27 protein-coding genes and 2 tRNA genes are annotated in these 24,510 nt (G+C 54.6%); 12 read left to right on the top strand and 17 right to left on the bottom strand.

From position 1 onward, the window contains the following. From mpgP to glmM, 4 genes are read left to right on the top strand one after another with little or no spacing between them, the layout of a single operon-like run. A complete protein-coding gene (mpgP, locus tag E3E25_RS02485; protein ID WP_167891683.1) occupies nucleotides 1-732 on the top strand; it encodes a mannosyl-3-phosphoglycerate phosphatase in 732 nt (243 codons plus the stop codon). After that, nucleotides 729-2,111 (top strand): mannose-1-phosphate guanylyltransferase/mannose-6-phosphate isomerase, encoded by a 1,383-nt coding sequence (locus E3E25_RS02490; RefSeq protein ID WP_167891684.1) that lies wholly within the window; start codon nucleotides 729-731, stop codon nucleotides 2,109-2,111. The genes mpgP and E3E25_RS02490 overlap by 4 nt, the downstream gene beginning before the upstream one ends. After that, nucleotides 2,111-2,536: a hypothetical protein gene (locus E3E25_RS02495; protein WP_167891685.1), complete on the top strand. Its 426-nt coding sequence runs from the start codon at nucleotides 2,111-2,113 to the stop codon at nucleotides 2,534-2,536. The genes E3E25_RS02490 and E3E25_RS02495 overlap by 1 nt, the downstream gene beginning before the upstream one ends. A gap of 10 nt (nucleotides 2,537-2,546) precedes the next feature. Beyond that, a complete protein-coding gene (glmM, locus tag E3E25_RS02500; protein WP_167891686.1) occupies nucleotides 2,547-3,917 on the top strand; it encodes a phosphoglucosamine mutase in 1,371 nt (456 codons plus the stop codon). 76 nt (nucleotides 3,918-3,993) lie between these two features. Here the strand turns inward: glmM and E3E25_RS02505 are convergent, their stop codons facing one another. The 8 genes from E3E25_RS02505 to E3E25_RS02540 all read right to left on the bottom strand — a co-directional run bounded on the left by E3E25_RS02505 (nucleotide 3,994) and on the right by E3E25_RS02540 (nucleotide 7,623). After that, complete coding sequence (locus E3E25_RS02505; RefSeq protein ID WP_167891687.1) at nucleotides 3,994-4,794, bottom strand: proteasome assembly chaperone family protein; 801 nt, start codon at nucleotides 4,792-4,794, stop codon at nucleotides 3,994-3,996. Between the two features lies 1 nt (nucleotide 4,795). Beyond that, complete coding sequence (locus tag E3E25_RS02510; protein ID WP_167891688.1) at nucleotides 4,796-4,975, bottom strand: RNA-protein complex protein Nop10; 180 nt, start codon at nucleotides 4,973-4,975, stop codon at nucleotides 4,796-4,798. Beyond that, on the bottom strand, nucleotides 4,972-5,799 hold the full coding sequence (locus E3E25_RS02515) for a translation initiation factor IF-2 subunit alpha (protein WP_167891689.1): 828 nt from the start codon (nucleotides 5,797-5,799) through the stop codon (nucleotides 4,972-4,974). The genes E3E25_RS02510 and E3E25_RS02515 overlap by 4 nt, the downstream gene beginning before the upstream one ends. Before the next feature lie 102 nt (nucleotides 5,800-5,901). Beyond that, a complete protein-coding gene (locus E3E25_RS02520) occupies nucleotides 5,902-6,099 on the bottom strand; it encodes a 30S ribosomal protein S27e (RefSeq protein ID WP_012571194.1) in 198 nt (65 codons plus the stop codon). A 3-nt stretch (nucleotides 6,100-6,102) separates the two neighbouring features. After that, nucleotides 6,103-6,387 (bottom strand): 50S ribosomal protein L44e, encoded by a 285-nt coding sequence (locus E3E25_RS02525; RefSeq protein ID WP_014012391.1) that lies wholly within the window; start codon nucleotides 6,385-6,387, stop codon nucleotides 6,103-6,105. A gap of 171 nt (nucleotides 6,388-6,558) precedes the next feature. After that, entirely contained in the window at nucleotides 6,559-6,738 is a 180-nt protein-coding gene (locus E3E25_RS02530; protein ID WP_167891690.1) for an HTH domain-containing protein, read from the bottom strand. Nucleotides 6,739-6,799: 61 nt separating this feature from the next. Further along, the gene (locus E3E25_RS02535) at nucleotides 6,800-7,381 is read right to left on the bottom strand and encodes a lysine exporter LysO family protein (protein WP_167891691.1); all 582 of its coding nucleotides are present in this window, start codon (nucleotides 7,379-7,381) and stop codon (nucleotides 6,800-6,802) included. Continuing rightward, nucleotides 7,378-7,623 carry a hypothetical protein gene (locus E3E25_RS02540; protein WP_167891692.1) on the bottom strand — a complete coding sequence of 82 codons (246 nt, stop codon included), beginning with the start codon at nucleotides 7,621-7,623 and terminating at the stop codon, nucleotides 7,378-7,380. Before E3E25_RS02540 ends, E3E25_RS02535 begins: the two co-directional genes overlap by 4 nt. 189 nt (nucleotides 7,624-7,812) lie before the next feature. Between E3E25_RS02540 and E3E25_RS02545 the strand changes: the two genes are divergently transcribed. Continuing rightward, nucleotides 7,813-9,012, top strand: coding sequence for a pyridoxal phosphate-dependent aminotransferase (locus E3E25_RS02545; RefSeq protein ID WP_167892618.1), 1,200 nt, complete (start codon nucleotides 7,813-7,815; stop codon nucleotides 9,010-9,012). 21 nt (nucleotides 9,013-9,033) lie between these two features. On the opposite strand, the gene E3E25_RS02550 is transcribed toward E3E25_RS02545, so the two are convergent. Then, complete coding sequence (locus tag E3E25_RS02550; protein WP_167891693.1) at nucleotides 9,034-9,237, bottom strand: MoaD/ThiS family protein; 204 nt, start codon at nucleotides 9,235-9,237, stop codon at nucleotides 9,034-9,036. A 193-nt stretch (nucleotides 9,238-9,430) separates the two neighbouring features. On the opposite strand from E3E25_RS02550, the gene E3E25_RS02555 reads away from it, so the two are divergent. From E3E25_RS02555 to E3E25_RS02585, 7 genes are all read left to right on the top strand, one after another. After that, nucleotides 9,431-9,516, top strand: a tRNA-Ser gene (locus E3E25_RS02555). A 20-nt stretch (nucleotides 9,517-9,536) separates the two neighbouring features. After that, nucleotides 9,537-9,611, top strand: a tRNA-Cys gene (locus E3E25_RS02560). 343 nt (nucleotides 9,612-9,954) lie between these two features. After that, nucleotides 9,955-11,220, top strand: a complete 1,266-nt coding sequence (locus E3E25_RS02565) for an Nre family DNA repair protein (protein WP_167891694.1) — start codon at nucleotides 9,955-9,957, stop codon at nucleotides 11,218-11,220. A gap of 65 nt (nucleotides 11,221-11,285) precedes the next feature. Beyond that, entirely contained in the window at nucleotides 11,286-11,483 is a 198-nt protein-coding gene (locus E3E25_RS02570) for a hypothetical protein (protein ID WP_167891695.1), read from the top strand. Further along, entirely contained in the window at nucleotides 11,480-11,815 is a 336-nt protein-coding gene (locus tag E3E25_RS02575; protein ID WP_167891696.1) for a type II toxin-antitoxin system PemK/MazF family toxin, read from the top strand. Before E3E25_RS02570 ends, E3E25_RS02575 begins: the two co-directional genes overlap by 4 nt. Beyond that, nucleotides 11,812-12,930: an alkaline phosphatase family protein gene (locus tag E3E25_RS02580; RefSeq protein ID WP_167891697.1), complete on the top strand. Its 1,119-nt coding sequence runs from the start codon at nucleotides 11,812-11,814 to the stop codon at nucleotides 12,928-12,930. Before E3E25_RS02575 ends, E3E25_RS02580 begins: the two co-directional genes overlap by 4 nt. A gap of 285 nt (nucleotides 12,931-13,215) precedes the next feature. Continuing rightward, a complete protein-coding gene (locus E3E25_RS02585; RefSeq protein ID WP_167891698.1) occupies nucleotides 13,216-14,499 on the top strand; it encodes an FAD-dependent oxidoreductase in 1,284 nt (427 codons plus the stop codon). Between the two features lie 55 nt (nucleotides 14,500-14,554). Here E3E25_RS02585 and rpsG read toward each other — a convergent pair whose 3' ends face one another. The 8 genes from rpsG to E3E25_RS02625 are packed head-to-tail and all read right to left on the bottom strand — an operon-like array spanning nucleotide 14,555 to nucleotide 23,959. Continuing rightward, nucleotides 14,555-15,202 (bottom strand): 30S ribosomal protein S7, encoded by a 648-nt coding sequence (gene rpsG / locus E3E25_RS02590; RefSeq protein WP_167891699.1) that lies wholly within the window; start codon nucleotides 15,200-15,202, stop codon nucleotides 14,555-14,557. A 5-nt stretch (nucleotides 15,203-15,207) separates the two neighbouring features. After that, nucleotides 15,208-15,651: a 30S ribosomal protein S12 gene (locus tag E3E25_RS02595; RefSeq protein WP_014788295.1), complete on the bottom strand. Its 444-nt coding sequence runs from the start codon at nucleotides 15,649-15,651 to the stop codon at nucleotides 15,208-15,210. A gap of 10 nt (nucleotides 15,652-15,661) precedes the next feature. Next, a complete protein-coding gene (locus E3E25_RS02600; RefSeq protein ID WP_167891700.1) occupies nucleotides 15,662-16,099 on the bottom strand; it encodes a NusA-like transcription termination signal-binding factor in 438 nt (145 codons plus the stop codon). Further along, entirely contained in the window at nucleotides 16,099-16,407 is a 309-nt protein-coding gene (locus tag E3E25_RS02605) for a 50S ribosomal protein L30e (RefSeq protein WP_167891701.1), read from the bottom strand. The genes E3E25_RS02600 and E3E25_RS02605 overlap by 1 nt, the downstream gene beginning before the upstream one ends. Before the next feature lie 13 nt (nucleotides 16,408-16,420). After that, complete coding sequence (gene rpoA2, locus E3E25_RS02610; protein ID WP_167891702.1) at nucleotides 16,421-17,596, bottom strand: DNA-directed RNA polymerase subunit A''; 1,176 nt, start codon at nucleotides 17,594-17,596, stop codon at nucleotides 16,421-16,423. 5 nt (nucleotides 17,597-17,601) lie between these two features. Next, entirely contained in the window at nucleotides 17,602-20,319 is a 2,718-nt protein-coding gene (locus E3E25_RS02615; protein ID WP_167891703.1) for a DNA-directed RNA polymerase subunit A', read from the bottom strand. 5 nt (nucleotides 20,320-20,324) lie between these two features. After that, nucleotides 20,325-23,693, bottom strand: a complete 3,369-nt coding sequence (locus tag E3E25_RS02620; RefSeq protein WP_167891704.1) for a DNA-directed RNA polymerase subunit B — start codon at nucleotides 23,691-23,693, stop codon at nucleotides 20,325-20,327. 17 nt (nucleotides 23,694-23,710) lie between these two features. Then, entirely contained in the window at nucleotides 23,711-23,959 is a 249-nt protein-coding gene (locus E3E25_RS02625; protein WP_088865748.1) for a DNA-directed RNA polymerase subunit H, read from the bottom strand. Between the last annotated feature and the right edge of the window lie 551 nt (nucleotides 23,960-24,510).

A 24,510-nucleotide genomic window follows, 5' to 3' on the forward strand; every position in this document is an offset into this window, starting at 1 on the left:
ATGAGGGTGCTCTTCCTCGACCTCGACAGAACACTACTCGGCAACGACTACTCCCCCAAACCGGCCAAACCAGTCATTGAATCATTTCTCAAGGCGGGCTTTGAGGTCGTGCTAAACTCCTCTAAGACCCTCGCTGAGCAGGAGTACTACAGGAAGGCCTGGGGGCTGAAGGGTCCGTTCATAGTCGAGAACGGAAGTGCCATCGTGATTCCGAAGGGCTACTTCCCCTTTGACGTTTCCGGAAGGGAGCGGGGCAGGTACATCCTCATTGAACTCGGGGAGAAGTACTTGCGAATAAAGGCGGCACTTGATGACGTTGCTCCCAAATACGGCCTCAAGTACTACGGCAACTGCACGCTCGATGAAGTTATGGCATTTACAGGGTTGCCCGAGAATCTGGCGAGGCTTGCAGGGAGGAGGGATTACAGTGAGACGATATTCGCATGGGAAAGATCAGGCTTTGAGGATTTACTTTCCGAGAGGGGTCTCAGGGTGTCGAGGGGCAGCAGATTCCTGGGCGTAACAGGGGACACCGATAAGGGTCGGGCCGCAGTGGAGCTTCTGAACCTATACTCCCGATTGGATAGGGTCGAAAGCTACGCCGTTGGAGATGGGGAGAACGACTTCCCACTCCTCGACGTTGTTGACCATGCCTTCCTCGTTGGAACCCTCAGGCATAGGAGGGCTAAAAATATAAGCTCGATCGACGAACTACTGGGGGTGGTGTTATGAAGACGCTGATTCTTGCCGGGGGAAAGGGGACGAGGCTCTGGCCCCTCAGCAGGGAGCTGATGCCCAAGCAGTTCATAAGGATGTTCGATGAGTATTCCCTCTTTCAGAAGACGGTCCAGAGGGCTCTTGTGTTTTCCAAACCGGACGAGATTTTCGTGGTCACCAACAGGGACTACAGGTTCCGTGTCCTCGACGACCTTAGGGAGATTGGCCTGGAACTTCCGGAGGGCAACATTCTGCTTGAGCCTGAGGGAAAGAACACCCTGCCTGCCATCTACTGGGGCATAAAGCAAATTGAGGAGACCTTTGGAGACTCAATCGTCGCCGTTCTTCCAAGCGACCACATGGTAGAGAGCAACGAAAACTACGTAAGGGCCTTTGAGAACGCTGAGAAGCTGGCTAAAAAGTACCTTGTGACTTTTGGCATAAAGCCCACCAAGCCTCACACCGGCTACGGCTACATAAAGCCTGGGGAAGGAATTGAGGGTGGTTATCTGGTGGCCGAGTTCAAGGAGAAGCCGGACCTTGAGACGGCGAAGCGCTACGTTGAGAACAACTACCTCTGGAACAGCGGAATGTTTATGTTCGACACCGAGGTTTTCAGGGAGGAAGTTAAGAGGCACGCCCCAGAGGTCTACGAGGCATTTGAGAACGCTGAGAGCATCGAGAAGGCCTACGAGCTAGTTCCCGAGATATCGGTTGACTACGGTGTCATGGAGAAGACAGACAAAGCCGCCGTTGTTCCGCTCAACGTCTACTGGAACGACCTGGGCAGCTTTGATGCAATCTATGAGGTTATGGGAAAGGACGAGAACGGAAATGCCGTCAAGGTCGGCGGTAGGAAGGGCTATCATGTCGGCGTTAACTCTCGCAACAATCTCATAATGACTGGCCGCCTAACAGCAACGGTCGGAGTGGAGGATTTGATAATCATAGACACCGACGATGCCCTTCTCGTAGCGCACCGCGGGGAAGGGCAAAAGGTGAAGGAAGTCTACAAACTGCTCAAGGAGCATGGGGACGAGAGAGTCTTCGTTCACAGAACTGCCTACCGCCCCTGGGGAAGCTACACCGTTCTGGAGGAGGGAGACCGCTACAAGATAAAGCGCCTGACGGTTCTACCGGGCAGGAAGCTCTCCAAGCAGATGCACTACCACCGGAGCGAGCACTGGGTCGTCGTCAGGGGCACCGCAAAGGTTCACGTTGGGGAGAAGGAGGTCCTCCTCAGGCCGGGCGAGAGCACTTTTATTCCAGCCGGCGTCGTTCACAGGCTTGAGAATCCTGGCAAGGTGGTTCTTGAGGTCATCGAGACCCAGATCGGGGAGTACCTCGGCGAGGACGATATAGTCCGATTTGAAGACGATTTCGGGAGGGAGTGATGATGGCTGAGGATGGGAAGGAGCAGAAGAAGGAGAAGGTCAAAAACTGCGGGGACGAGTGGGAGCGGTTCAGCAGCTCCATATCCTCCCTTTCGCTCAGCCTTCTGCCCACGCTGCTCTTCGTGCTCATAATGTCCTACATAATCGTCGTTGGTCTGCAGAACGCCGATATAACCTTCACGGTCCAGGGACAGGAGGTCACCATAACTTACCCTCAGATTAACATACCCGTGGACTATTCGGCCATAAAGAACGCGGTGGTTTACCTGTTTGCCGCGATACTGATAGGCATACCCGTCCCCCTGCTTTCCGGCAAGTGGAAACCGCTGAAGATACTCGTCTCCCTGATTCAGGCCGGAGCGTTCGTCTACGGGCTCTACATCTTCGTGATGATGATAATCAACTTTGCCAGTGCTCTAATGTGAGGTGATTGCAATGGGAAGGCTCTTTGGTACCTTCGGCGTCAGGGGAATAGCAAACGAGATGATAACCCCAGAGTTTGCCCTCAGGATGGGTATGGCCTTCGGAACGATGCTCAAACGCGAGGGAAGGGAGAAGCCCCTCGTAGTGGTCGGCATGGACACCCGCGTCAGCGGGGAGATGCTGAAGAACGCCCTTATAAGCGGGCTTTTAAGTACTGGCTGTGACGTCATAGACGTCGGAATAGCCCCAACCCCCGCGATACAGTTCGCGACTGCTCACTTCAATGCCGACGGCGGGGCAGTTATAACAGCTTCCCACAATCCACCTGAGTACAACGGCATAAAGCTGCTTGAACCCAACGGCATGGGGCTGAAGAAAGAGAGGGAGGCAATAGTTGAGGAGGTTTTCTTCAGCGAGGACTTTGACAGGGCAAGATGGGACGGGATAGGTGAAGTCAGGGAGGAGGACATCATCGGGCCCTACATCGAGGCGATAAAAGCCAGAGTTGACGTCGAGGCGATCAGGAAAAGGAAGCCATTCGTCGTCGTTGACACATCCAACGGCGCTGGTTCGCTTACGCTTCCCTACCTGCTCAGGGAGCTCGGCTGCAAAGTGGTTAGCGTCAACGCCCATCCGGACGGTCACTTCCCGGCCAGAAACCCGGAGCCGAACGAGGAAAATCTTAAGGGCTTTATGGAGATTGTAAAAGCCCTTGGGGCTGACTTCGGAGTTGCCCAGGACGGTGACGCCGACAGGGCGGTGTTCGTAGACGAGAACGGACGCTTCATACAGGGCGACAAGACCTTTGCGCTCGTAGCCGATGCTGTTCTGAGGGAGAGCGGCGGTGGGCTTTTGGTTACAACCATAGCCACATCCAACCTTCTCGACGATATAGCTGAAAGAAACAACGCGGAGGTTATGAGAACCAGAGTCGGCGACCTGATTGTCGCTCGTGCCCTCCTTGAGCACAACGGGACGATAGGGGGAGAAGAGAACGGCGGCGTTATCTTCCCGGACTTCGTCCTCGGCAGGGATGGAGCGATGACCACAGCAAAGATAGTCGAGATTTTCGCGAAATCCGGCAAGAAGTTCAGTGAGCTGATCGATGAACTGCCGAAGTACTACCAGTTCAAGACGAAGAGAAAGGTTGAAGGAGACAGGAAGGCGATAGTCGCCAGGGTCGCCGAGCTTGCCAGGGAGAAGGGCTACGATGTGGACACAACGGACGGGACGAAGATTCTCTTCCCTGACGGCTGGGTTCTGGTCAGGGCCAGCGGAACCGAACCGATAATCAGGGTTTTCAGCGAGGCCAAGAGCGAGGAGAAAGCTAAAGATTACCTTGAGCTGGGACTTGGGCTTTTGGAGAGGGCGATTGGGGCTTAGCCCCTCTTTCCTACCCCTGTACTCCAACCCAATTGTGTGAAAACATCCTGCGGAATAGCAAAGAAGAAATGGAGGCTCAGAGGTAGCCCCTGTCTTCCTCCTCCGGGGCGGGAGGCATCTGCTGCTCCAGCATGGCCCTCTGCATCTCCTGGACCTTCCTGAGTATTTCCTCCGTCTCCTTGGCGCGCTCTTCGAGGGCAGTCATGTCCAGCTCAAGACCGAGGATTTTGGTTACCGCCAGAAGGACGGACTTCGCGGCCTTGGCATCAACGATGTAACCAAGGCTCTCGCCGAGAAGACTTATCCCGTACATCGAGCGGAGCTTACCCATGCCGAGGAGCAGTCCAGCGGCGCCGACTATTGCCCCCCCCTCGTCCTCGCGCCAGATAACCTCGATGCCACAGCCTTCCAGCTTTCTCTGGTAATACTCTACCAGCTCCTCGTGGGTTACTGCCGCTAAAACCCTCGGCTCCCCCTGGAGCTCGGGCACCTGGTAGCCGCCCATCGTGATTATCTCGCGGACACCAAACTCGTTGACGAAGTCCAGCATCTTTCCGACGACCTCGAAGTGGCCGGGGCTGTCCGTGGGCGGAACCTGCTGGTCTCCGGTGATGATTATGATGTCCCTGCCGTTTTCGTCTGGGTTCTTCCAGTAGTAGAACTCGTTCTTCATAAGCTCAACCACGGAGTTCTTCTTGATGAGAACCTGGTGCATAAAGTGCGGCGAGTAGAGTTCCGCGAACTTGACCGCGTTGAGCTCTTGGATTAGGTGTTCGGCAGCCAATTTCCCAACGAGGCCTATACCGGGGAGCCCTTCGATGAATACGGGGTCCCTGAGATGGGGCCTCTCATACACGTGGATAACGGATTCTTTCATCTCAATCCCTCCCGGTAATGCCCAGCTGCTCGCGCTTCAGCCTTCTCCTGTACTCACCGTACGGATCCTCCGGTGAGAAGCGCGGCGGGTGGGCTACCTTTGTTTTAGCCCCGCAGAGGGGGCAGGTTTCTTTGAGGGTGTAGCGCCCGCACTCTGGGCACTTCCTTATGCGGAACCTCATGCCCCTCTCCTCTTTATCTTCTTGATTCTCTTCTCTTTCCTGATGAGCGTCGCTTCACCGCCCGCTTCCTTTATGACACGCAGTATCTCCTCGGCGATGTCCTCAAGGACCTCCTCTGCCTTGTAGTAGTCCGGGGCGGTGATGTCGATCCTGTACCTCGGCGCCCCCTGATAGGAGAACTTAACGTCTATCTCCTTCTCCTCGTTGGCCCTGTCACGTGCCCTGATTAGGGCTTCCTTGATTATCTCGACCCCGTTCGGGCTGGGAACAGTTATCTCGAACTCGGCATCGATGGTAACCGTGGGTATCTCGACGTAGGCCTCTATGACAGGCCTAAGAGCCTCGATCCACTCCCTGCTTATGAGGTCTTCAAGGACTTCCATCCCGTTCTGGGCGGCGTCTTCAAAGGCGGCGTAAACTTCGCCGTACTCCTCCTCGAGGGGAACCCAGACCTCTTTCCAGGCGGTTTCGAAGTCCTTTCCTATCTTTTCCGCCGCCATCTTGAGGAGGTTCTCCGCTTTCTGGGCGCGCTTGTACTCCTGGAGCTTGGCCTTCCTCTGCTGCTGGTTCACCCTCTTGAGGCTCAGGTCAATGTGCCCCTTGCTCGGGTCAACGCGTATAACCTTGGCGACTATTTTCTGACCTTCCTTCACGTAATCCCTGATGTTCTTGACCCATGTTGATGCGACCTCACTTATGTGCATGAACCCTTCCTTGCCTGGGTACTCGTCGAGCTTGAGAAATGCACCGTAAGGGTGAATGCTCTTCACAGTGGCAACCACAAACTCTCCCTCTTCGGGATACTCTTTGGCTTTCCTCGGCATTTTAACCACCTCAAAATTTTCTCTGCCGGGTTAAGTTACGAAAAGAGGTATTTAAAGTTTAGCAGAAGCCTCCGGAAACGGAGGCAAAGGAAAGGAAAAGGTTCACTCGAGAACCTCGAGTATCTTGGCCTTGATGACACCCTTTCCGCCGGTCGGCTCGACAAGGGTCGCGCCGCAGACGAGGCAGCGAACGGTGGTCGCTGGATTGCTGAAGACTATCTGCTCGTTGCCGCAGTCTATGCACTTGACGCGGAGGAACCTGCTCCTGGGCATCGGAATGAGGTTCTTCGGGAGCGCCATGCTTCACACCTCCACCAGCTCGAACTTCTTAACGCGGAAGCCCTGTCCCCTAGTGTGGGCCTTGCCGCAGACGGTGCAGCGGAAGCGGAGGTCGAGCTTCTTGACCGGCTTCTCCCTTCCGGCCGGGTTCGGCCTCGGGAAACCGCGGTAACCCTTCATGATTCTCCTAAAGCGCCTCTGGCCCTGGCTGAGCTCGCTCCTCGGTCTCTTCTTGACCTTCTCGACCTTGTGGATAGTGTGCTTCTTACAGTAGGGGCAGTAAGTCCTTATCTGCTTCGGATACTTCATTCTCTCACCTCCACGCAGAGGCCCGGTGGGTTCCTACTCGCCCCAGCCTCGGACACCCCCGAGCCGTGAGGCATGATAGTGCCTGCAGGCATCGGTAGGGGTGAGGCTTTAAAAAAGTTTTTGCCTTGGTGGGTGGAAGGCGGGTATAAATTAGTGGAGAAGGGGAACGCATCACTCCGCCGGGGCATAGTAGCAGCGCTTTGGAGATATTATCTTGCCTTCCTTTTTGAGGATCTTGATAGCCTTATCAACCTCTTTCTTGTCGATTCCAGCGAGCTCGGCTATTTCCTTGCTCTTGAGGGGCTTTCCAGCTTCCTTTAGGACCTTGAAAACGAGTTCAACTTCAGCCATCTTCGTCACCCCGTAGGTTTGTCAACAGAACCTAAAATGTTTGAACTTAAAAGGTTATTGGTCAGAACTGTAGTATGAATGGAACCACGAACGGCACCAGCGCGGTGAGGACGAAGCCGTGAACGAAGGCTATAAGTGCGACCTCACTGCCCCCGAACTTCGTCATTATAGGTAGCGTCGTGTCCATGGTTGTGGCGCCGCCCATAGAGACCGCCAGCTCCCTTCGGACCCTTTTGATAGCAACAGGGTACAGCAGGACGGTGAATATCTCCCTGGTGAGGTTGGCAAGGAAGCCAAGGGTGCCATAGACTGCTGAGTACTGGGCGATCAGAGGTCCGGTGAGGCTGTACCAGCCGCAGCCGGCCGCCACAGCCAGCCCCCACCTGAGTTCTATCCCCAGAATCAGGGAAGCAAGCAGGCCGCCAAGGATCGAGCCCAGGAGTGTGCCGAGGGGCAGCTTTATGGCGAGCTTTCCGAGTTTCCTGATCTCCCCTAGACGAAAGCTCTGCCCCAGGTCAATTCCGATTATCAGTATAAGCAGATATAGCATGACCTCGTAGAGGTTGCCGAATTCCGGGGCGTAGAAGTGGCCTGTGAGTATGCCTGAAATCAAAGCTACCAGAACGTAGACTAGAAACCTCATTCCCTTCCCCCCATGAGAAGAGCAATACCAACGCTTCCGGCTATGGTCAGAGCGGCGAAGACAACGGACGAGCTGAGGAGCCATAATGCGTCTATCCTTACCTTCCCTGCCTCGACACCCATGAAGAATATCAGGAGCAGCAGTGCGGCGCTCATTGGAAGATCAACGTTCACCCTGCGCTCTTTCCTGCGGAGAACGTATCCGATGATAACACCCGCAATGAGTGGGATGAAGATGTTCATGTAAAGACCTTCCTCTAAAGGTTAATAAACGTATCGAGGGGCTCGGTGGGTGTTCACGTCATCATGGTGCATCTCTTCAGCATGCTTGCTAGTCGTCATCGCCCGTAATCCGTTATCCTCGCTTCTTTTTAAACCTATGTGGGCAAAGCTTTTTACCACAAACCTCTCACCATTCAAATGGTGATCCACATGATTCGTGCATCCGAAAGGGCTATGGGAATTGAGTACGCCATCAGGGATGTTGTTCTCCCTGCCAGGGAGCTTGAGAAGAAGGGAATAAAGGTCATCCGCCTCAACATAGGCGATCCTGGAAAATACGACTTCCAACCGCCGAAGCACATGAGGGACGCTTACTGCAAGGCCATTCAGGACGGCCACAATTACTACGGTCCCAGCGAGGGACTTCCAGAGCTTAGGGAGGCTATAGTTGCGAGGGAGAAGAGGAAAAACGGTGTTGACATAACTCCAGAGGATGTTCGCGTTACCGCGGCTGTTACAGAGGCGCTACAGTTCATATTCGGCGCCCTCCTCAACCCGGGAGACAACATCCTCGTCCCGAGCCCCAGCTACCCGCCTTACGTTGGCCTCGTCAAGTTCTACGGCGGAATCGCCAACGAGTATCTGACTGTTGAGGAGAACGGATGGCAGCCCGACATAGACGACATGAGAAAGAAAATCAACGAGAGAACCAAGGCAATAGCGGTCATCAACCCCAACAACCCAACGGGGGCCCTGTACGAGAAGAAGACTGTGAAGGAGATACTGGATCTGGCGGGAGAATACGACCTTCCTGTGATCAGCGATGAGATATATGACCTCATGACCTATGAGGGACAGCACGTTTCCCCCGGTTCTCTCACCAAGGACGTCCCGGTTATAGTGATGAACGGTCTCTCCAAGGTTTACTTCGCCACGGGATGGCGCTTAGGATACTTCTACTACGTCGATCCCGAAGACAAACTCGCCGAGGTCAGGGAGGCTATTGACAAGATGGCCAGGATAAGGATATGTCCCAACACCCCCGCCCAGTTCGCAGCCATAGCTGGCTTAACAGGCCCGATGGATTACCTTGAGGAGTATATGGCCAAGCTTAAGGAGAGAAGGGACTACATCTACAAGCGCCTTAGCGAGATTCCGGGTATAAGCACTACCAAGCCCCAGGGGGCGTTCTACATCTTCCCGAGAATAGAGGAGCGCTCAAAGTGGAAGAACGACAAGGACTTCGTCTTGGATGCTCTCAATGAGGCCCACGTGCTCTTCGTCCACGGCTCCGGCTTTGGCTACGCCGGCGAGTGGCACTTCAGGATAGTTTTCCTACCGCCGGTTGAGATACTCGAAGAGGCCATGGACAGCTTCGAGGAATTCATGAGGAAGAGGCTTGGGGCTTGAAGCCTCTCTTCTGTTTTATTGTCATCCCCCAGAAACTACGGGAATGACCTCCACGTAATCACCATCTTTCACCTTCTCGTCCTCCAGAGCAACGCGCCCGTTGAGCTTCGCTATTGCGCTTTCTGTATTAAAGCCGACCTCGCGGAGAACGTCTGCGACCTTCATACCTTTCTGCCACTCGATTTCTTTCTCTATTCCCCTTCCAAGGACCTTTATCCTGATCATCACTCACCACCGATTGGAAGTTCAACGGGGGATTTATAAGTTGAGCGGCCTCGGGAGTGGTGGCCCTCCACACCGATCGGTGCCAGGCTAACCGCTCAGCCCGAAGGGAGCGTAAGCGCATCGGGGTCACACGGAATTTCATGCGTCCAAAAAACTTAAAAACCCTCCCCGGCTCATATAACCTGGGTGCCGTGCCGCGGTAGCCTAGCCTGGTAGGGCGCCGGCCTGCTAAGCCGGTGGCCGTTGGCCACAGGGGTTCAAATCCCCTCCGCGGCGCCAAATCTTTCTGGGGGTCAAATGCCGGGATAGCCTAGAGGCGAGGCGAGGGACTGCAGATCCCTTCCACCCGGGTTCAAATCCCGGTCCCGGCTCCACAACAAACTTTTGCAGGGCAAAAGTTTGATCAAAGAAACTTTGCTTGTGCAAAGTTTCATCAAAACGGGCATGCCCTTTAAGTGGGCTAATTTTTGCATGGTTTGCTATTCTTGCTTGTTCTTGTGTTGTGTTTTTCTGCTTTTAGCGCCCTTTGGGCGCTGGTTTGAGGTAAAACACCTTTCAACAGCTTATTTAAACGTAAAACCCCAAATTCTTGCCTACTTGGAAGGCATGCAGCTATTCACGACTCCTAAAGAAGAGCCTGAATATTTGATGAAACTTTTCGCAAGAAAAGTTTCTTGGGGAACAAACCATAAATACCTCCCCGCGTACCTACCTTCGATGGTCGAGCTCTTCAACTCAAAGCTCTGTGCGATATGCAAGGGCAGAAAGCTCCTCTGTGGCAGGCCAACCTGCCCTATTCTTGAGCGCTTCAGGGTAGCCCGCACCGTCGAAAGAAAACTGAACAAACGTCATCTCTTCGGCTCTTCCCCACCGAGTATCTTCGTCGGTGAGTACGGCTATCCTAAGGTTCGCATAGGCCCGCTCGTGCCTCCGATCGAAGGAAACACAAGCTACCTTGATAATCCCCTAAAGTGGGAGGACAAAACGATTCGCGATATTCTATACTACCGCTCGCTTTTGGTTATGGGTGAGACCAAAGCTGATATTCACGTGAGGAGGAGCGGCAGAATCCTGGGAGAAGTCCAGGAGCTGGTCATGTCAGTAAAGCCAGTTGACAGCGAGATTTTGCTGAAGAAAAAGCCCGTCCTAAAGATTCTACCGAGCGAGTTCGCGCCGCCAATAGGGCCGAAGGCGGAACTTTTAGATTTTGAACTCACGGAGAATCCCCGCATTCCGAGGAGGACGGACTACGTCGTTAGTGACGAGCTGAAGGCCGAGCAAGCTATAATGCGCCTGTACAACTGGGGCTTCGACGAGTACTATATCATAAGGCTCCTTTCAGCGGGCCTTCTCGGGATCGACAAGAGGCTCGTTCCCACGAGGTGGAGCATCACTGCCGTTCAGGACACGATAGGAAAAAACCTCAGGCGTGAAATCCTTCATTACCCTGAGATAAACGACTACGAGGTCTACTTCTACCGCTTCCTTGGCAACCGCTACGCCGTTCTGCTCATGCCCGAGAGCTACGCCTTTGAGCTTTTGGAGGTCTGGCTTAAGGGGTCTCTCTTCGGTGCGAGTGAGCCGAGTGTAATCCACGACTACGAGGACTTCCGGGGAAGAAAGGAGTACGTGAAAGAAACGGCAGGAGCCTACCACGCGGCAAGGCTGAGTGTCTTAGAGGCCCTGAGGGCAAGAAGACGGCAGGCCAGAGCGGTGGTTTTCCGTGAGGTCACGCCAGAATATTATGCCCCTGTTGGCGTCTGGCAGATTCGCCTTGGAGTGAAGAAGGCGATGAGCAATTTAATCGGACGCTTCGAAACGCTCAACGAGGCCCTCGATGCCATAAAGCGTCGCCTTGAGCATCCATTTGAGAAATACCTTGCGAGAAGCTACATCCTCGGAAGCCTCGCGAGGCAGAAGACTTTAGACGAGTGGCTCGGAAGGAATTTATACCGCATCACCGGAGAAAGGGCAGGTGGATGATGATCACTCCATCCCACTGAAGATGATGAGTGCACGTCAGGCTGACACCGGTTGGGGGTGATAACGTGGAGGGAGTTGATGTTATTGGGGAGCTCATGAGGATTAAGGAAAAGCTTGAGAATATAGAGAAACTCTTGAGGGAGCTACTTGAGAGGGAGGAGAGCTACGCCCTGATGAAACTCTCGGAGGAATCACTAAAGGAGTTCCTCGAGAACGAGCCGGACATATACTCAGAGGAAGACCTTAAGGTGAGATACAGATGAAGGGGAAGATAGTTCTTGTACCGTTTCCATTTACGAGCTTAAGGGGCACTAAACTCCGTCCAGCTCTCGTATTATATGAAGACAGAAACGACGTTACACTCGCCTTTATCTCCTCAAGGATTGAGCACTATAACTCCAAAACTGACGTTCTAATTGAACAGGCCCATCCCGAGTTCCATCTAACCGGTCTCAAGGTTTCGTCGTTCGTTCGACTTACAAAGATAGCAACAGTCCAAAAGGACATCCTCGTCGGTGAACTTGGGGAAATTGGACCACTTCTCAAAACGAAGATAAACCAGAAGATATGCTCTCTTCTGGGGTTTGAGCCATGAGAAAGAAGCTCGCCCTCATTAGCCTTGACGGCTGTGGGGTCTACAACCTAAAGCACATGCCCTTCCTGAGCGAGTTAGCTGAGAGCGGGAGCTTTGCCGTGGTCGATTCCATTTTCCCAACGCTGACCGATTTAGTCCACACGAGCGTGATGACCGGAGTTTGGCCCAGAGACCACGGCGTCGTCGAGAACGGCTACTACGACCGCTTAACGGACAGGAAGGTTAACTTCTACGACTATGAGGTGGCCTTTAATCCCCACGAGGTCATTAAGGCCCCGACCATCGTTGACCTGTTGCGGCAGAAGGGTGTTAGAACCGCCAGTGTCTCCGGCTATACCATGCCACCATTCAGCGGAACCGACGTGAGGATCTTTCCCCCATTCTTCGCGGGCGATAAGATGTATCGCCAGCACGGAAGGGACTGGCGAAAAGACCTCTGGGTTCTCAACTCTGCCCTCTACCTCTACGAGGAATGCAAGCCGGATTTGCTCCTCGTCCACTTCGCCTCGATTGACGGCATGAGCCATGACCATGGCCCCCTGAGTGAGGGTTCTCTAAAGGCTGTCGAGACTGTGGATACGGCCGTGAGAACCCTCTGGGAGAGACTGAAGGAAGAGTACGCCTTCATCATTTTCGCCGACCACGGGCAGGAAAGCGTACACACCTGGGTAAACCTAAGGACGTATCTGAGAAAACATGGAATAGAAACCCTCAGGGTTTCCTCTGGCGGGGGAGTTCACGTTTATCTCAGAGACCCGAACCAGACCGAGGAAGCCTTTGAAGTCTTGAGGAGGGCTCCAGGCGTTAAGGAGGTTTTCTTCCGCGAGGATTTTGAACACCTCAACAGCCCGAACAGCGGTGAGCTTATAGTTTCTGCCAAGCCGGGCTACTGGTTCTGTTCACATAGAATGTGCAAAGGAATAAAGGGAGTGAGCCACTGGGTCAAGGGAATGCACGGCTCGATGAACGAGCCGGTAATGAAGGTTCCGCTCATCCTCTGGGGCTTCGAGAGGGTGGAACTTGACGAACCGAGCCTCATGGACATAGCGCCCACTATTCTGAAGTTCTTTGGCTTAGAGAAGCCGGGGAATATGGTGGGGGAGAGTTTGATTTAGTAAACAAAACTTACAGCCAGTTTCTTTGAAGGTTCTCCATTTCGTCTTCATTTGCATAGTCCTCTTGCTTTTCCCCATATCTGTCTTACCAATACCTTATTAAAAAAGGTATGGATGCGATATTTGCCTTATCGGCTTGCTTTATGATAGACAAACCCTCTCTCGTAACTCGTAAACTGGAACCGAAATAGCTTAAATATGAATCCAAAGCCATATATACTTTGGGCGTGTAGGGTTAAGTGAGAATAACTCTTCTTCAATCAATTGAAGCCGGGAGCTGGTTTTATGAAAAAGCACTCTGAGTACTTGATTGTTGGTTCTGGGGCAGGTGGGGCTACCCTTGCGAGGGAGCTGAGTAATGCCGGGAAGGAGGTTCTGATCGTTGAGGCCGGCAGACGTGAGGAGCGCCTGGGGACCCTCAGAGACTCTTTTGGTTATTTTGACATGACCGCCTACAAGACTCCGAGCACGTCCAGGGAGGGCGTCATTCTCTGGAGGACTATAATGGCTGGGGGCTCCACAGTAGTATCGTGCGGAAACGGAACCCGCTGTCTCCAGGAGGATTTCAAGGACCTTGGAATAGACCTGGAGATCGAATTCCGGGAAGCGGAGGAGGAGATGGGGATCGTCCCCACGCCCAGGGAGGTTCTCTCGGAGGCATCACTGAACATGCTCGAGGCCTCCGCAGACCTCGGCTATACGATGGAGCCCATGCCGAAGTTCGTTGACTTTTCGAGGTGCATCCGCTGTGGCTGCTGCGTATTTGGGTGTGCCCAGGGGGCAAAATGGACTGCCCTTGAGTACCTGAACGATGCCCTATCTCACGGTACCGAGGTAATCTACGAAACTACCGTTGAGGAAGTAATGATAGAAGATGGAAAGGTTGCTGGAGTCAGGGGGCGCGGTAAAAACGGCTACGTTGAGGTGTGGGCAGACCACGTCATTCTCGCAGCAGGGGCGCTGGCAACGCCGGTAATACTCCAGAACTCCGGCCTGGAGTGCGCGGGAAAGGGTCTCTTCATCGATGCCTTTGTGAACGTTTACGGAAGGGCTGAGGGCATGCACCAGGTGATGGAACCGGCCATGGCGCTCGTTGACCACGAGTTCCACGACGATGGAGGCTTCATACTCTCTCCCTACATAAACGCGAGCAGGACGGTGAGGTTCATGGAGGCCGGTAGGAGGGGCTTCATGATGCCCACGGACAAACTGGTCGGCATCATGGTGAAGACCTCAGACGATCCTTCAGGGAGGGTCTACCCAAGCGGCAAAGTCTCGAAGGCGATTACAAGGGACGACAGGAAGAGGATTGACGATGGTGTCGCTGTGGCCAAGGAGATACTCGAGGGCATAGGCGCCGATCCAAGTTCCTTCGTCGTTTCCAAGCCCGAGGGAGCCCACGTGGGTGGAACCGCGACCATCGGAACCGTGGTTGATGGCTACCTTGAGACAAGGGTCAGAAACCTTCACGTCTGTGACGCCAGCGTTCTGCCGCATTCTCCGGGAATGCCGCCGATACTGACGATAGTGGCCCTCGCCAAGTGGCTCGGAAAAGCGCTGGCCCACTGACCTTTAATTTTTGGACAAAAGCCAAGAGAATAGGAAAGGAGAAACCAGCCAGCCCTCAGCGTGAGGACTGGGCGATCCTCTCGATCTCTTCCTTCTTGCTGTAGGCGAAGCTCTTCGGGTCCTTGTTGGCGGCGGCGATTATCTCCTCGGCGAGGGCCTGGGCGTAGCTGGTCTTGTTCCTGTAGCACTTGGCGCTCGCTCCAAGGGCGATGTTCTTGAGGGCTATGTCGAGCCTCCTGAGCGGGGAAACGTCAACCGCCATGTGGTAGCGGATTCCACCGAAGGCGATGGTGGTGGTATCTTCCCTCGGGGCGGAGTTCTCTATGGCTCTCACGAGAACCTGAATGGGGTTCTGCTTGGTCCTCCTCTCGATGATCATGAAGGCCTCCTTGACGACCTCATAAGCTTTCATCTTCTTGCTCATGAGCGAGCGGTGCTCCCTTCTCATGAAGTGGCCGCCGACCTTGTGGCCGCTGGCGCCGCTGCGCATGACCTTGTTAATCAAGCGCTCGACGATGTGAACCTGGGCCTTTCCAAAGGACTTCTTGGCGTGTCTTCCGTGGCTGTGCGGGAGTATACGGGCATCAAGGTTGATGTAGGGCCTGAGTGACGGGTCGTTCACAACGACGTCCTCAACGCTCCATCTGCCCATGACCTTAAGCTCCTTGGGCTGGTAAAAGCGCTCGGTGATTGCCTTGGCCATTCACTTCACCTCCTCGGCTTCTCCTTCCTTCCCTTGACGAGCTCCTTGAGGGAAACCCTGTTCACCTTGACGACCTTGTACCTGATTCCCGGTATATCACCCATGGAACCGCCCTTAGGACCGCCGATTCCCTCGATGATGACCTCGTCGTGCTCGTCGATGTGGTTTATAGCTCCGTCACCGGGGGTGAATGCGGTAACGACCTTACCGTTCTTGATGAGCTGGACACGGACTGCTTTACGCATAGCTGAGTTCGGCTGCTTTGCCTCAACCGCGATCTTCTCAAGGACGATTCCCTTGGCCTGCGGAGCACCCTCAAGCGGGTCGCTCTTCTCCTTGAGCCTGAGGACTCTCCTCTTGTACCTGATGTCGCTCCAGCGGAACTTCTTTCTCTTGAGCTTGAGCTTCCTACCGGCAAACTCTCCATACGGGGCCTTCTTTCCAGGCATGATCATCACCTCAAATTATGATCACATCATGAATGCCGTGGTGTCTCTCCATCAGCTCTTTCACGAGGTTGATGTTCTGGCCGCCCCTTCCGATGGCGCGCGGCTTTTCACGCGGGCCTATATCGAGGAGGGCGACCTTTTTACCATCACGCTTCTCAGTGATGTGAACCTTTTTAACCTTAACCCCGAGGCTCTTATAAATGTTCCTTAAGAACTCTTCGGGGTTCTCCGAGTGCTCGATGAGCTCTATGTCCTTTCCGAGCATGTTCTGGACACGCTTGACGTTAGCTCCCTTCTTTCCAAGGGCCAGTCCCATCTCGCCCTTCTTGATGACGTAGATGAGCCTGTTCCTGTTCGTGTCTATGAGGCAGTCCATGACGGTCGCTCCGGTCATGCTCTCGAAGAGCGCTATGAACTTGATCTGGTCTGTGTTGAGCTTAAGCGGCATTACTCCTTACCCCCAGCCAAGGCCAGTATCTTGCTCTCACCGGGGTCTATCACGGCGAGGGCCGAAACGGTGTGCGGCCTTCCGAGGAGGGTTCCGAGCTCGACGCTGGTTCCCTCGAACTCGTAAACCGGTATGCCGCTGAGCTTGGCGTAGTACTCGATGTCCTCTCTGATGTCGGGCCTGGCGTTCCTGGCGACTATAATCAGCCTGGCCCCACCCATCTTGGCGTACTGGATGCTCTTCTTGGCACCCATGATTATCTTTCCGGTCTCCTCAGCCTTCCTAAGCTCGAATGCAAAGTCAACCATTAACTACACCTCCCTACTCCCTTTTCGGTCTCAGGGGGAGATTCATTGCCAGTTTGACGATTCCCGTACCGACGGGTACGGGCTGTCCGATGAGGACGTTCTCGACGACACCGTTGAGCGGGTCGGTTTCACCCCTCTCAGCCGCCTCGAAGAGGTGCTGGGTGGTGATCTCGAAAGCGGCCCTGGCAAGCACGCTGGCCTTCTCCCCAACTATACCGTGCCTGCCTATGGGCAGTATCACGCCGTCGAGCGTCATCATATCGGCGACGAGCATGATGTGTCTGACGTCAACCTCAAGACCCTGCTCGCGCATCGTGTTGACGATTTCCTCTATGATGGCGTTCCTTGCCGCTTCAATGCCGAGCACCTCGGCAATCTCGTGGATGTTGTTTGTTCTTGTTCTCGTAGGATCAACGCCCGGAACCTTAATGACCTGCTTGAAGTTGGAGCCCTCGGTGTAGATGACGTACTCGTCGCCTTCCTTCCTTATGATGGTCTTCCCGACGCCCGAGAGACCCTTAAGGCGGTGCTTTTTAACCTTTTCGGAGAGCCTCCTCAGGTCGGAGAGCTTCCCGACCTTCTTGGGGCGCATTATGACGGTGTATCCGTCAACTTCAAACTCGGCGCTCTTGAAGGAGCTCTCCAGCTTTCTCTGGATCCTTTCCATGTCGAGACCGGCCTTTTCGAGCCTCTCAGGGTCTATTTCGACTATGAACTCAAAGTTGAGGATGTCTATGCTCATCTCCCTTGCAAGGTTCTCAAGGCTCGTTCCCTCAATGCGTCTCGCAACTTCCAGGGCCTTCTCGCGGTCATAGCGGTGCTTCTCGTCGAGGTAGACAGTCATAATCGGCGTTGAGGGGTTCTTCCTTGCATCGACGATCTCGATGATCCTCGGCAGACCGAGGGTGACGTTGATTTCAGCAACACCCGCGTAGTGGAAGGTGTTGAGGGTCATCTGCGTTGACGGCTCACCGATGGACTGTGCGGCGACCGTTCCTATCGCCTCGCCCGGCTCGATGAGGGCCCTCTGGTACTCATTGACGGCCTCATCTATGATGGCCTGGACCTCGGCCTTTTTGAGCTTGTACTTCTTGTTGTACTCGATGAGCTTGTTGTAGAGCTCTTCCTTGATGTTGTCAGGAAGCTCGGCCTTGTCAACCATGCTCTTGATGGTTTTTGCAGCGACCATCTATCTCACCCCTTCCCCCTCACTTTGAGCAGGGTTTTTATAATCACCCTATCAACGTCCACGGTCTTGCCTCCCCAGCTCTTCATTGGGTCTATTCCATCCTCGCCGTACTTGAACTGTACGATGATGCCCGTTGGATCCCTGACGGTTCCGTCGTAGTCCACCTTGAGGTCCTGGAGTGCGTTGATGAGCCTGCGCTGCATGTAACCGCTCTGCGCCGTCCTGACCGCGGTGTCGACAAGTCCCTCACGTCCACCCATAGCGTGGAAGAAGTACTCTTGGGGCGTAAGCCCGCTCTTGTAGGAGTTGGTGACGAATCCCTTCGCCCTGGCTCCGAGGTCTTCCGGCTTGAAGTGCGTGAGAACCCTTCCGCGGTAGCCGCGGTAGAGGCGCTTTCCACGGATGGACTGCTGGCCGAGCATCGCTGCCATCTGGGTGATGTTGAGCATCTTACCCCTCGCACCGGTCTTGGCCATTATGACCGCGTGGTTGTTCATACCGAGGTATCTCTCGGCGACCTTACCCGCGTTATCACGCGCCTCAGCTAGGACTGCCATTATGTTGCTCTCTAAAGTTTCTTCGAGGGTCTTGCCCGGTAGCGGTTCGAGCTCGCCGTTCTTGTAAGCCTCTATGAGTCTGTTAACCCTCTCCTCGGCCTCGCGGATTATCTCCTTAATCCTGTCGAGGGCCTCGCTCGGAAGGTCCTCGTCGTCTATCGCAGTGGTAAAGCCCTTGTGGGTTATGACCCAGATCGCGAGCTTGGTGACCTGGTCGAGGAACTGCCTCGCCCTCTCGACGCCGTACTCCCTCACTATGAGGTCGAGGAGCTTTCCGTCCTCCCTTCCGTAGGCCTTCTTGTCTATCGCACCGCTGAGGAGCTTCCCGTTGAGGATGTAGGTAAAGCCGTCGTAGGCGAGCTTTCTGACCTCCTCCTCGTCGGGGATTAGCTTCTCCTCTATGAGCTTCTCGAGAGCCTCACAGCGCTCTGGCTCGTCGCAGAGCTTGTTGCGGTACCAGATAGTAAGGTCGTCCGGCAGGAGGAGCGAGAATATCGTCTTTCCGCTCCAGAGCTCAACGCCGTTCTCAACCTTGTCCGGCTTGGGGAGCTCCTCCACGTCAACGCCGGCGAACATGAGCATCTGTTCGACCTCTGAGCGGGTGAAGTAGGCTCCCTCGCGCGTGAGCAGGTAACCGCCGGATATGTGGTCCTGGATTCCCGCGATGAGCGGGCCTCCATACCTCGGCGAGATGATGTGATTCTGAACCTCCATGAGTATCTTTGCCTCAGCCTGGGCCTCTTCCGTCTGTGGCACGTGGAGATTCATCTCGTCACCGTCGAAGTCCGCGTTGTATGGCGGGCAGACTGCAAGGTTAAGGCGGAAGGTTCTGTAGGGCATAACCCTAACGCGGTGGGCCATTATACTCATTCTGTGCAGGGATGGCTGTCTGTTGAAGAGGACTATGTCGCCGTCCAGCAGGTGTCTCTCAACCGTCCAGCCCAGGTCGAGCTTTTCCGCGATGAGCTCGAGGTTGTTCTCCATGAGGCGTATTCTCCTTCCTTCGGGGTCTATAACGTAGTTGGCGCCCGGATACTTCTCGGGCCCGTTTAGGACCATCTTCTTGAGCTTCTCGAAGTTGAACTCGGTTACCTTCTCTGGAACTGTGAGCTCCATGGCTACAGCTATCGGGACACCGACCTCGTTGATGCTTATCATCGGGTCGGGGCTGATGACGGTACGAGCGGAGAAGTTAACGCGCTTACCGCTGAGGTTTCCTCTGAATCTTCCCTCCTTGCCCTTGAGCCTCTGAGCGAGGGTCTTGAGGGGTCTTCCGCTCTTGTGCTTGGCCGGCGGGATTCCCGAGGTCTCGTTGTTGATGTAGGTGGTGACGTGGTACTGGAGGAGGTCCCAGAGGTCTTCGATGATAAGCTGTGGCGCGCCTGCCTCGATGTTGCTCTTAAGGCGGTTGTTGATGCGGATAATATCGACGAGCTTGTGGGTGAGGTCGTCCTCAGCGCGAATACCGCTCTCCAGGGTGATTGACGGTCTCATTGTAACCGGCGGAACCGGAAGGACCGTGAGGACCATCCACTCTGGCCTGGCCTTCTCCGGGTGCAGGCCGAGGAGATGGAGGTCTTTGTCGGGTATCTTCTCAAGCCTGTCTCTAACTTCGCTCGGCATCATCCTGTGCTTGTACTCGTTGCCCTCCTCGTCCTTCCTGAGCTCCCAGTAGATGGTCGGCCTCTCGAACTTAATCGGGAACTGAGGGGCACCGCAGTGCGGGCAGACCATTCTCTCCTTGGCCTTCTTGTGTATCTCCTTGATGAGCCTGTCCTTGGCCTTCTTCCTGTCGCCCATGACCTCGAACTTGTGGGTGTACTCCTCTATCTCCTCGTCGGTGAGCTTTATCCTCCCGCACTCGCGGCAGGTGCTCTCCAGAACGCGGTGGATCGTTTTGGCGAAACCGACGTGGATTATCGGTCTGGCGAGTTCAACGTGACCGAAGTGGCCGGGACAGTCCCCGGCTCTCGCTCCGCAGGTCTCACAGCGCAGTCCGGGGTCGATGACACCAAGCCTCTTGTCCATGAGGCCGCCCTCAATGGGGTAACCGTCATCGTCGTACGTGTCGGGGACGCTTATCTCGGCCGCGCTCATCTTTCTGATTTCCTGGGGTGAGAGGATTCCGAACTCAATACTCCCGATGACCTTTTTCATCGACTGCATGGTGATCACACCCTATCAACTATGTTGAGAGACGGCCTTATTCCCATCGCCTTCAGCTCGTCCAGCAACAGCTTGAAGGCGTAGCTCATCTCCACCTTGCTTATCTTCTCTTCCTCTCCGCAGACAGGGCAGTAGACCTTTCCTCTGCGCTTGTCTTCGAGTGCCAGATGTCCACAGCTCTCGCAGACCCATACCTCGGTCTTGTCACTCTCCTCAAGGAGACGCTCAATGAGCAGCATCGCAGCACCGTGGCCGATGAGGACGTCACGCTCCATCTCACCGAACCTGAGACCGCCTTCCCTTGCCCTTCCCTCGGTCGGCTGCTTGGTGAGAACCTGCACCGGACCCCTTGAGCGCGCGTGCATCTTGTCGGCGACCATGTGGTGGAGCCTCTGGTAGTAGATGACGCCGACGAATATGTCTGCCTCAAGGCGCCTTCCGGTTATGCCGTCGTACATGACTTCCCTTCCGCTGTGCTTGAATCCGAGCTCCTCAAGCTCCTTCCTGAGCTTCTCCTCGGGCTCACCGATGAAGGCTGTGCCGTCAACGCGCCTTCCCTTCAGCGCCGCGACTTTTCCGCCGATAGCCTCAATCAGCTGCCCGACGGTCATACGGCTCGGGATACCGTGCGGGTTGACTATGAGGTCTGGGACGATTCCGCTCTCGGTCCAGGGCATGTCCTCCTGCGGGACGATGAGGCCTATGACACCCTTCTGGCCGTGTCTGCTCGCGAACTTGTCTCCGAACTCGGGGATACGGAGATCCCTGACGGTTACCTTGACGAGCTTGGTTCCGTCGCCCGTCTCGGTCAGGATAACCTTGTCGACGATGCCCCTCTCGCTCGGCCTGACGGCAACGCTCGTTTCGCGCCTCTCCTGGAGGATTATACCTCCGAGGCCGCTCTGCTCCTCAAGGAACCTCGGCGGTGAGGTCCTTCCAACGAGGACGTCCTTGCCGGAAACCTTTGACTCGGGGAAGATTATACCGTCCTCATCGAGGTGCCTGTAGTACTTCTCACCGAGATAGCCTTGTATGGTTGGGTCAGGGACCTCGAAGCGGTCGGTCTGACCGCCGAGGTACCTCTTCTCCTCGGCCTCGTAGGTTCTGAAGAAGGTTGAGCGAGCAAGACCGCGCTCTATGGAGGCCTTGTTCATGATAACTGCATCTTCCATGTTGTATCCGCCGTAGCTGAGGACAGCAACGACGAAGTTCTGACCGGCAGGCCTCTCCTCGAAACCGACGGCCTTCATTATCCTCGAGTTAACGAGCGGAACCTGGGGGTAGTGCATGAGGTGCCCGCGGGTGTCAACACGGATCCTGAAGTTGGCCCAGCCGAGGCCGAGGCTCTGCTTGGCCATACCAGCGCCGTAAGTGTTACGCGGAGCCGCGTTGTGCTCCGGGTATGGAACGAGTGAAGCTGGAATACCGAGTATTGCAGCGGGCATGAGTTCGAGGTGAGTGTGCTCTTCAGTGACTTCCCACGGCCAGGTGGCAACGTAGGCGTTTTCCTCCTCCTCTGCATCGAGATACTCGATGACGCCCATCTTTACGAGGTCGCTCCAGGTGAGGGTGCCGTTCTTTATTCCCTCGATGTGTTCCTTGGTGAGCTTTGGCTTGCCGTTTTCAACTATGATGAGCGGTCTTCTAACCCTGCCGTCGTCGCTGTTGACGTATATCTCCCTAACCTCCTCGTCCTGGTAGAGGGCAACGTTGATTGCGTCGCTGATTCTTCCGCTTCTCCTGTCGGTTCTTATCCTGTTCACGAGGCTTTCTCCGTCCTCAACGGTTCCGATGAGAACACCGTTTAGGTAGACACGCCAGAGGTTTGGATTCGGCCTCTGTTCCTCTATCGGGATAACCCCGAGCCTGTTGAGATACTCCCTGGCTTCTTCCTCAGGGATTCCGGTGGTTATCTGGGCCATCAGGGCGAGGTTCTTAACGAGACCACAGTTCGGACCCTCTGGAGTCTCGGTGGGACATATCCTGCCCCAGTGGGTACCGTGAAGGTCACGCGCCTCGAAGTGGGGCTGATCCCTGCTGAGCGGGGAAGTGACACGCCTGAGGTGGGAGAGAGTTGACATGTAGTTGGTTCTGTCGAGGAGCTGGCTCACACCGGTTCTTCCACCCGGCCAGGCACCGGTCGCTAAAGCGTGCTCAATCCTCTCGCTGAGAACGTCGGGCCTTATCGAGTTCCTCACAAAGCGCTGGATGTTCTCGAAAGTGTAACGCTCACCCTTTCTCTGGTAGGTCTTGGTCATCTGGTACTGCATGTCCTTGACTAGCTGGCCGAAGGCAACACGGAAGAGGTCTCTGAGGAGGTCTCCCGCTAACTTAAGCCTCTTGTTGGCGTAGTGATCCTTATCGTCCTCACCGCGGAGTCCGAGCGAAAGTTCAAGAACCTTGAGGGCCATCATGCCGAGATAGTAAGCTTTCGCGCTCCTATCTTTTTCCTCAACGCCCATATGGGGTAGGAGGTTGTTGTCTATTATGTGCTGGGCTCTTCTGAGCCTGTACTCCTTCGGCTGGCCGGGAAGGGCGAGCTTTCCTATGTAGTCGAGCGCATCTTCCTGGGTGGTTATGTCGCTTGCGTCCTCAAGGTTGTCGAAGAGAACCTGCTGTATTCTTGGATCATCACTCACGGCTTCGACTATCTCTTTGTCGCTGAGAACGCCCAGCGCGCGCATGACATAGACGAACTTGACGGGCCTTGGAACGTTCGGGATGTTGACGTAGAGAATTCCGTCCTTTCTCCTTTCAACGGTGATTAAAGCTCTGTAGCCGTGTCTGTAGGAGAAGCACTTGGCTATCACCCTGTTCTGCCTCTCGTCCCTCTCAACAAGGGTCTTGTTCGGAGCGAGGTCTTCGATAGAGACAATAACCCTTTCAGAACCGTTTATAATGAAGTATCCTCCCGGGTCCTTTGGGTCTTCGCCGAGCTTTATCAGCTCTTCGTCGCTGAGGCCGTAGAGTCTGCACGCCTTGGATTTGAGCATTATCGGAAGCTCTCCGATGCGAACCTCGACGGCCTCCTGGGCGATACCGTTGACGACGGGAATGAGTTCCAGGTACAGCGGGGCGGAGTAAGTGAGGTTCCTTATGCGGGCATCCATCGGGTAGAGGGGCTTTCTCTGCCCCTGGGCCTCCTGGAATTCGGGTTCGCCGAGGCGGACCTTTCCAAACTTAACCTCGAAGTCGGGGATGTCCGGCTTGATGCCGCCGAACTCGTCTATGACCTTCTGCATCCCATAGTCGATGAAGGCGTTGTAAGAGTCAAGGTGCTGTCTAACGAGTCCCTTCTCCTTCCAGTATGCCTCCATAACGAGCCAGAGGTCGTCGGGAGTAACATCAACAACGGTCGGTCCTCTCGATGCCATAATCTCACCTCGCAGAATCAGTCCTCAACCACCAGGCGGTAGTAGTAATAGTAGCCCGCCGTCGGGCTCTTCCTTTTGATCTCAAGAACATCTCCGGGCTTTGCGCCAAGAGCGACAACAGCAGGGTCTGAAGCCTTGATCTGCGGAAGCTGGGAAATCCTAATTCTGTACTTTCTGAGGAGTTCTTCCTTCTCCTCCTCGCTCAGTATTCTGTGCTCAGGAACCAGTTCGTGGGTGAATATATCAAATTCTTTTTTCGCCGCCACCGAGAATTGCCCCCTTAACATTTTTTAAGAACGATTATCACTACCTCCCACCTGCGGGTTTCGGTATATAAGCTTTTCGAGTGATAACTCGCCCACAGGGGTTTATATCGGTTACGAAAAGTTTAAGAACCTTTTTCATGTCGAAAAGCTACCTTGATGCACCCCTATGTTCACCCCTCATGGGAAAGGCTTATAAAGACTCAGCACGGGTTCGATGTTCGAACTTACTGAAAACTGATCGGGCTTCCAAAATCGATTGGAATTTTGACATCTCTTGCCAAAAAGATTGTCTTTATGCCATTTTTTAGAGGTTTTAATGGCCATATTTTGGCAAACATGGGGGTAAACTTGGTCAACTTTTCATGAAAATTAGAAAAATAAGAGGGCTCCAAATCCTGAATGTGCCATTGCCAAAGCGTATCCACGTGAACAACTGAATTTGGTGCCTTGGTTGCTGAAATATTGGCGCCCCCTAGCTCTACTTGGCACCTACTGGGCCAGTAGTCAACAAAGATCCTCGGAAATTTTATTTTAGGACAAATCGTAAGGCC

This window comes from Thermococcus sp. MAR1 (genome assembly GCF_012027305.1).
GTDB lineage: Archaea > Methanobacteriota_B > Thermococci > Thermococcales > Thermococcaceae > Thermococcus.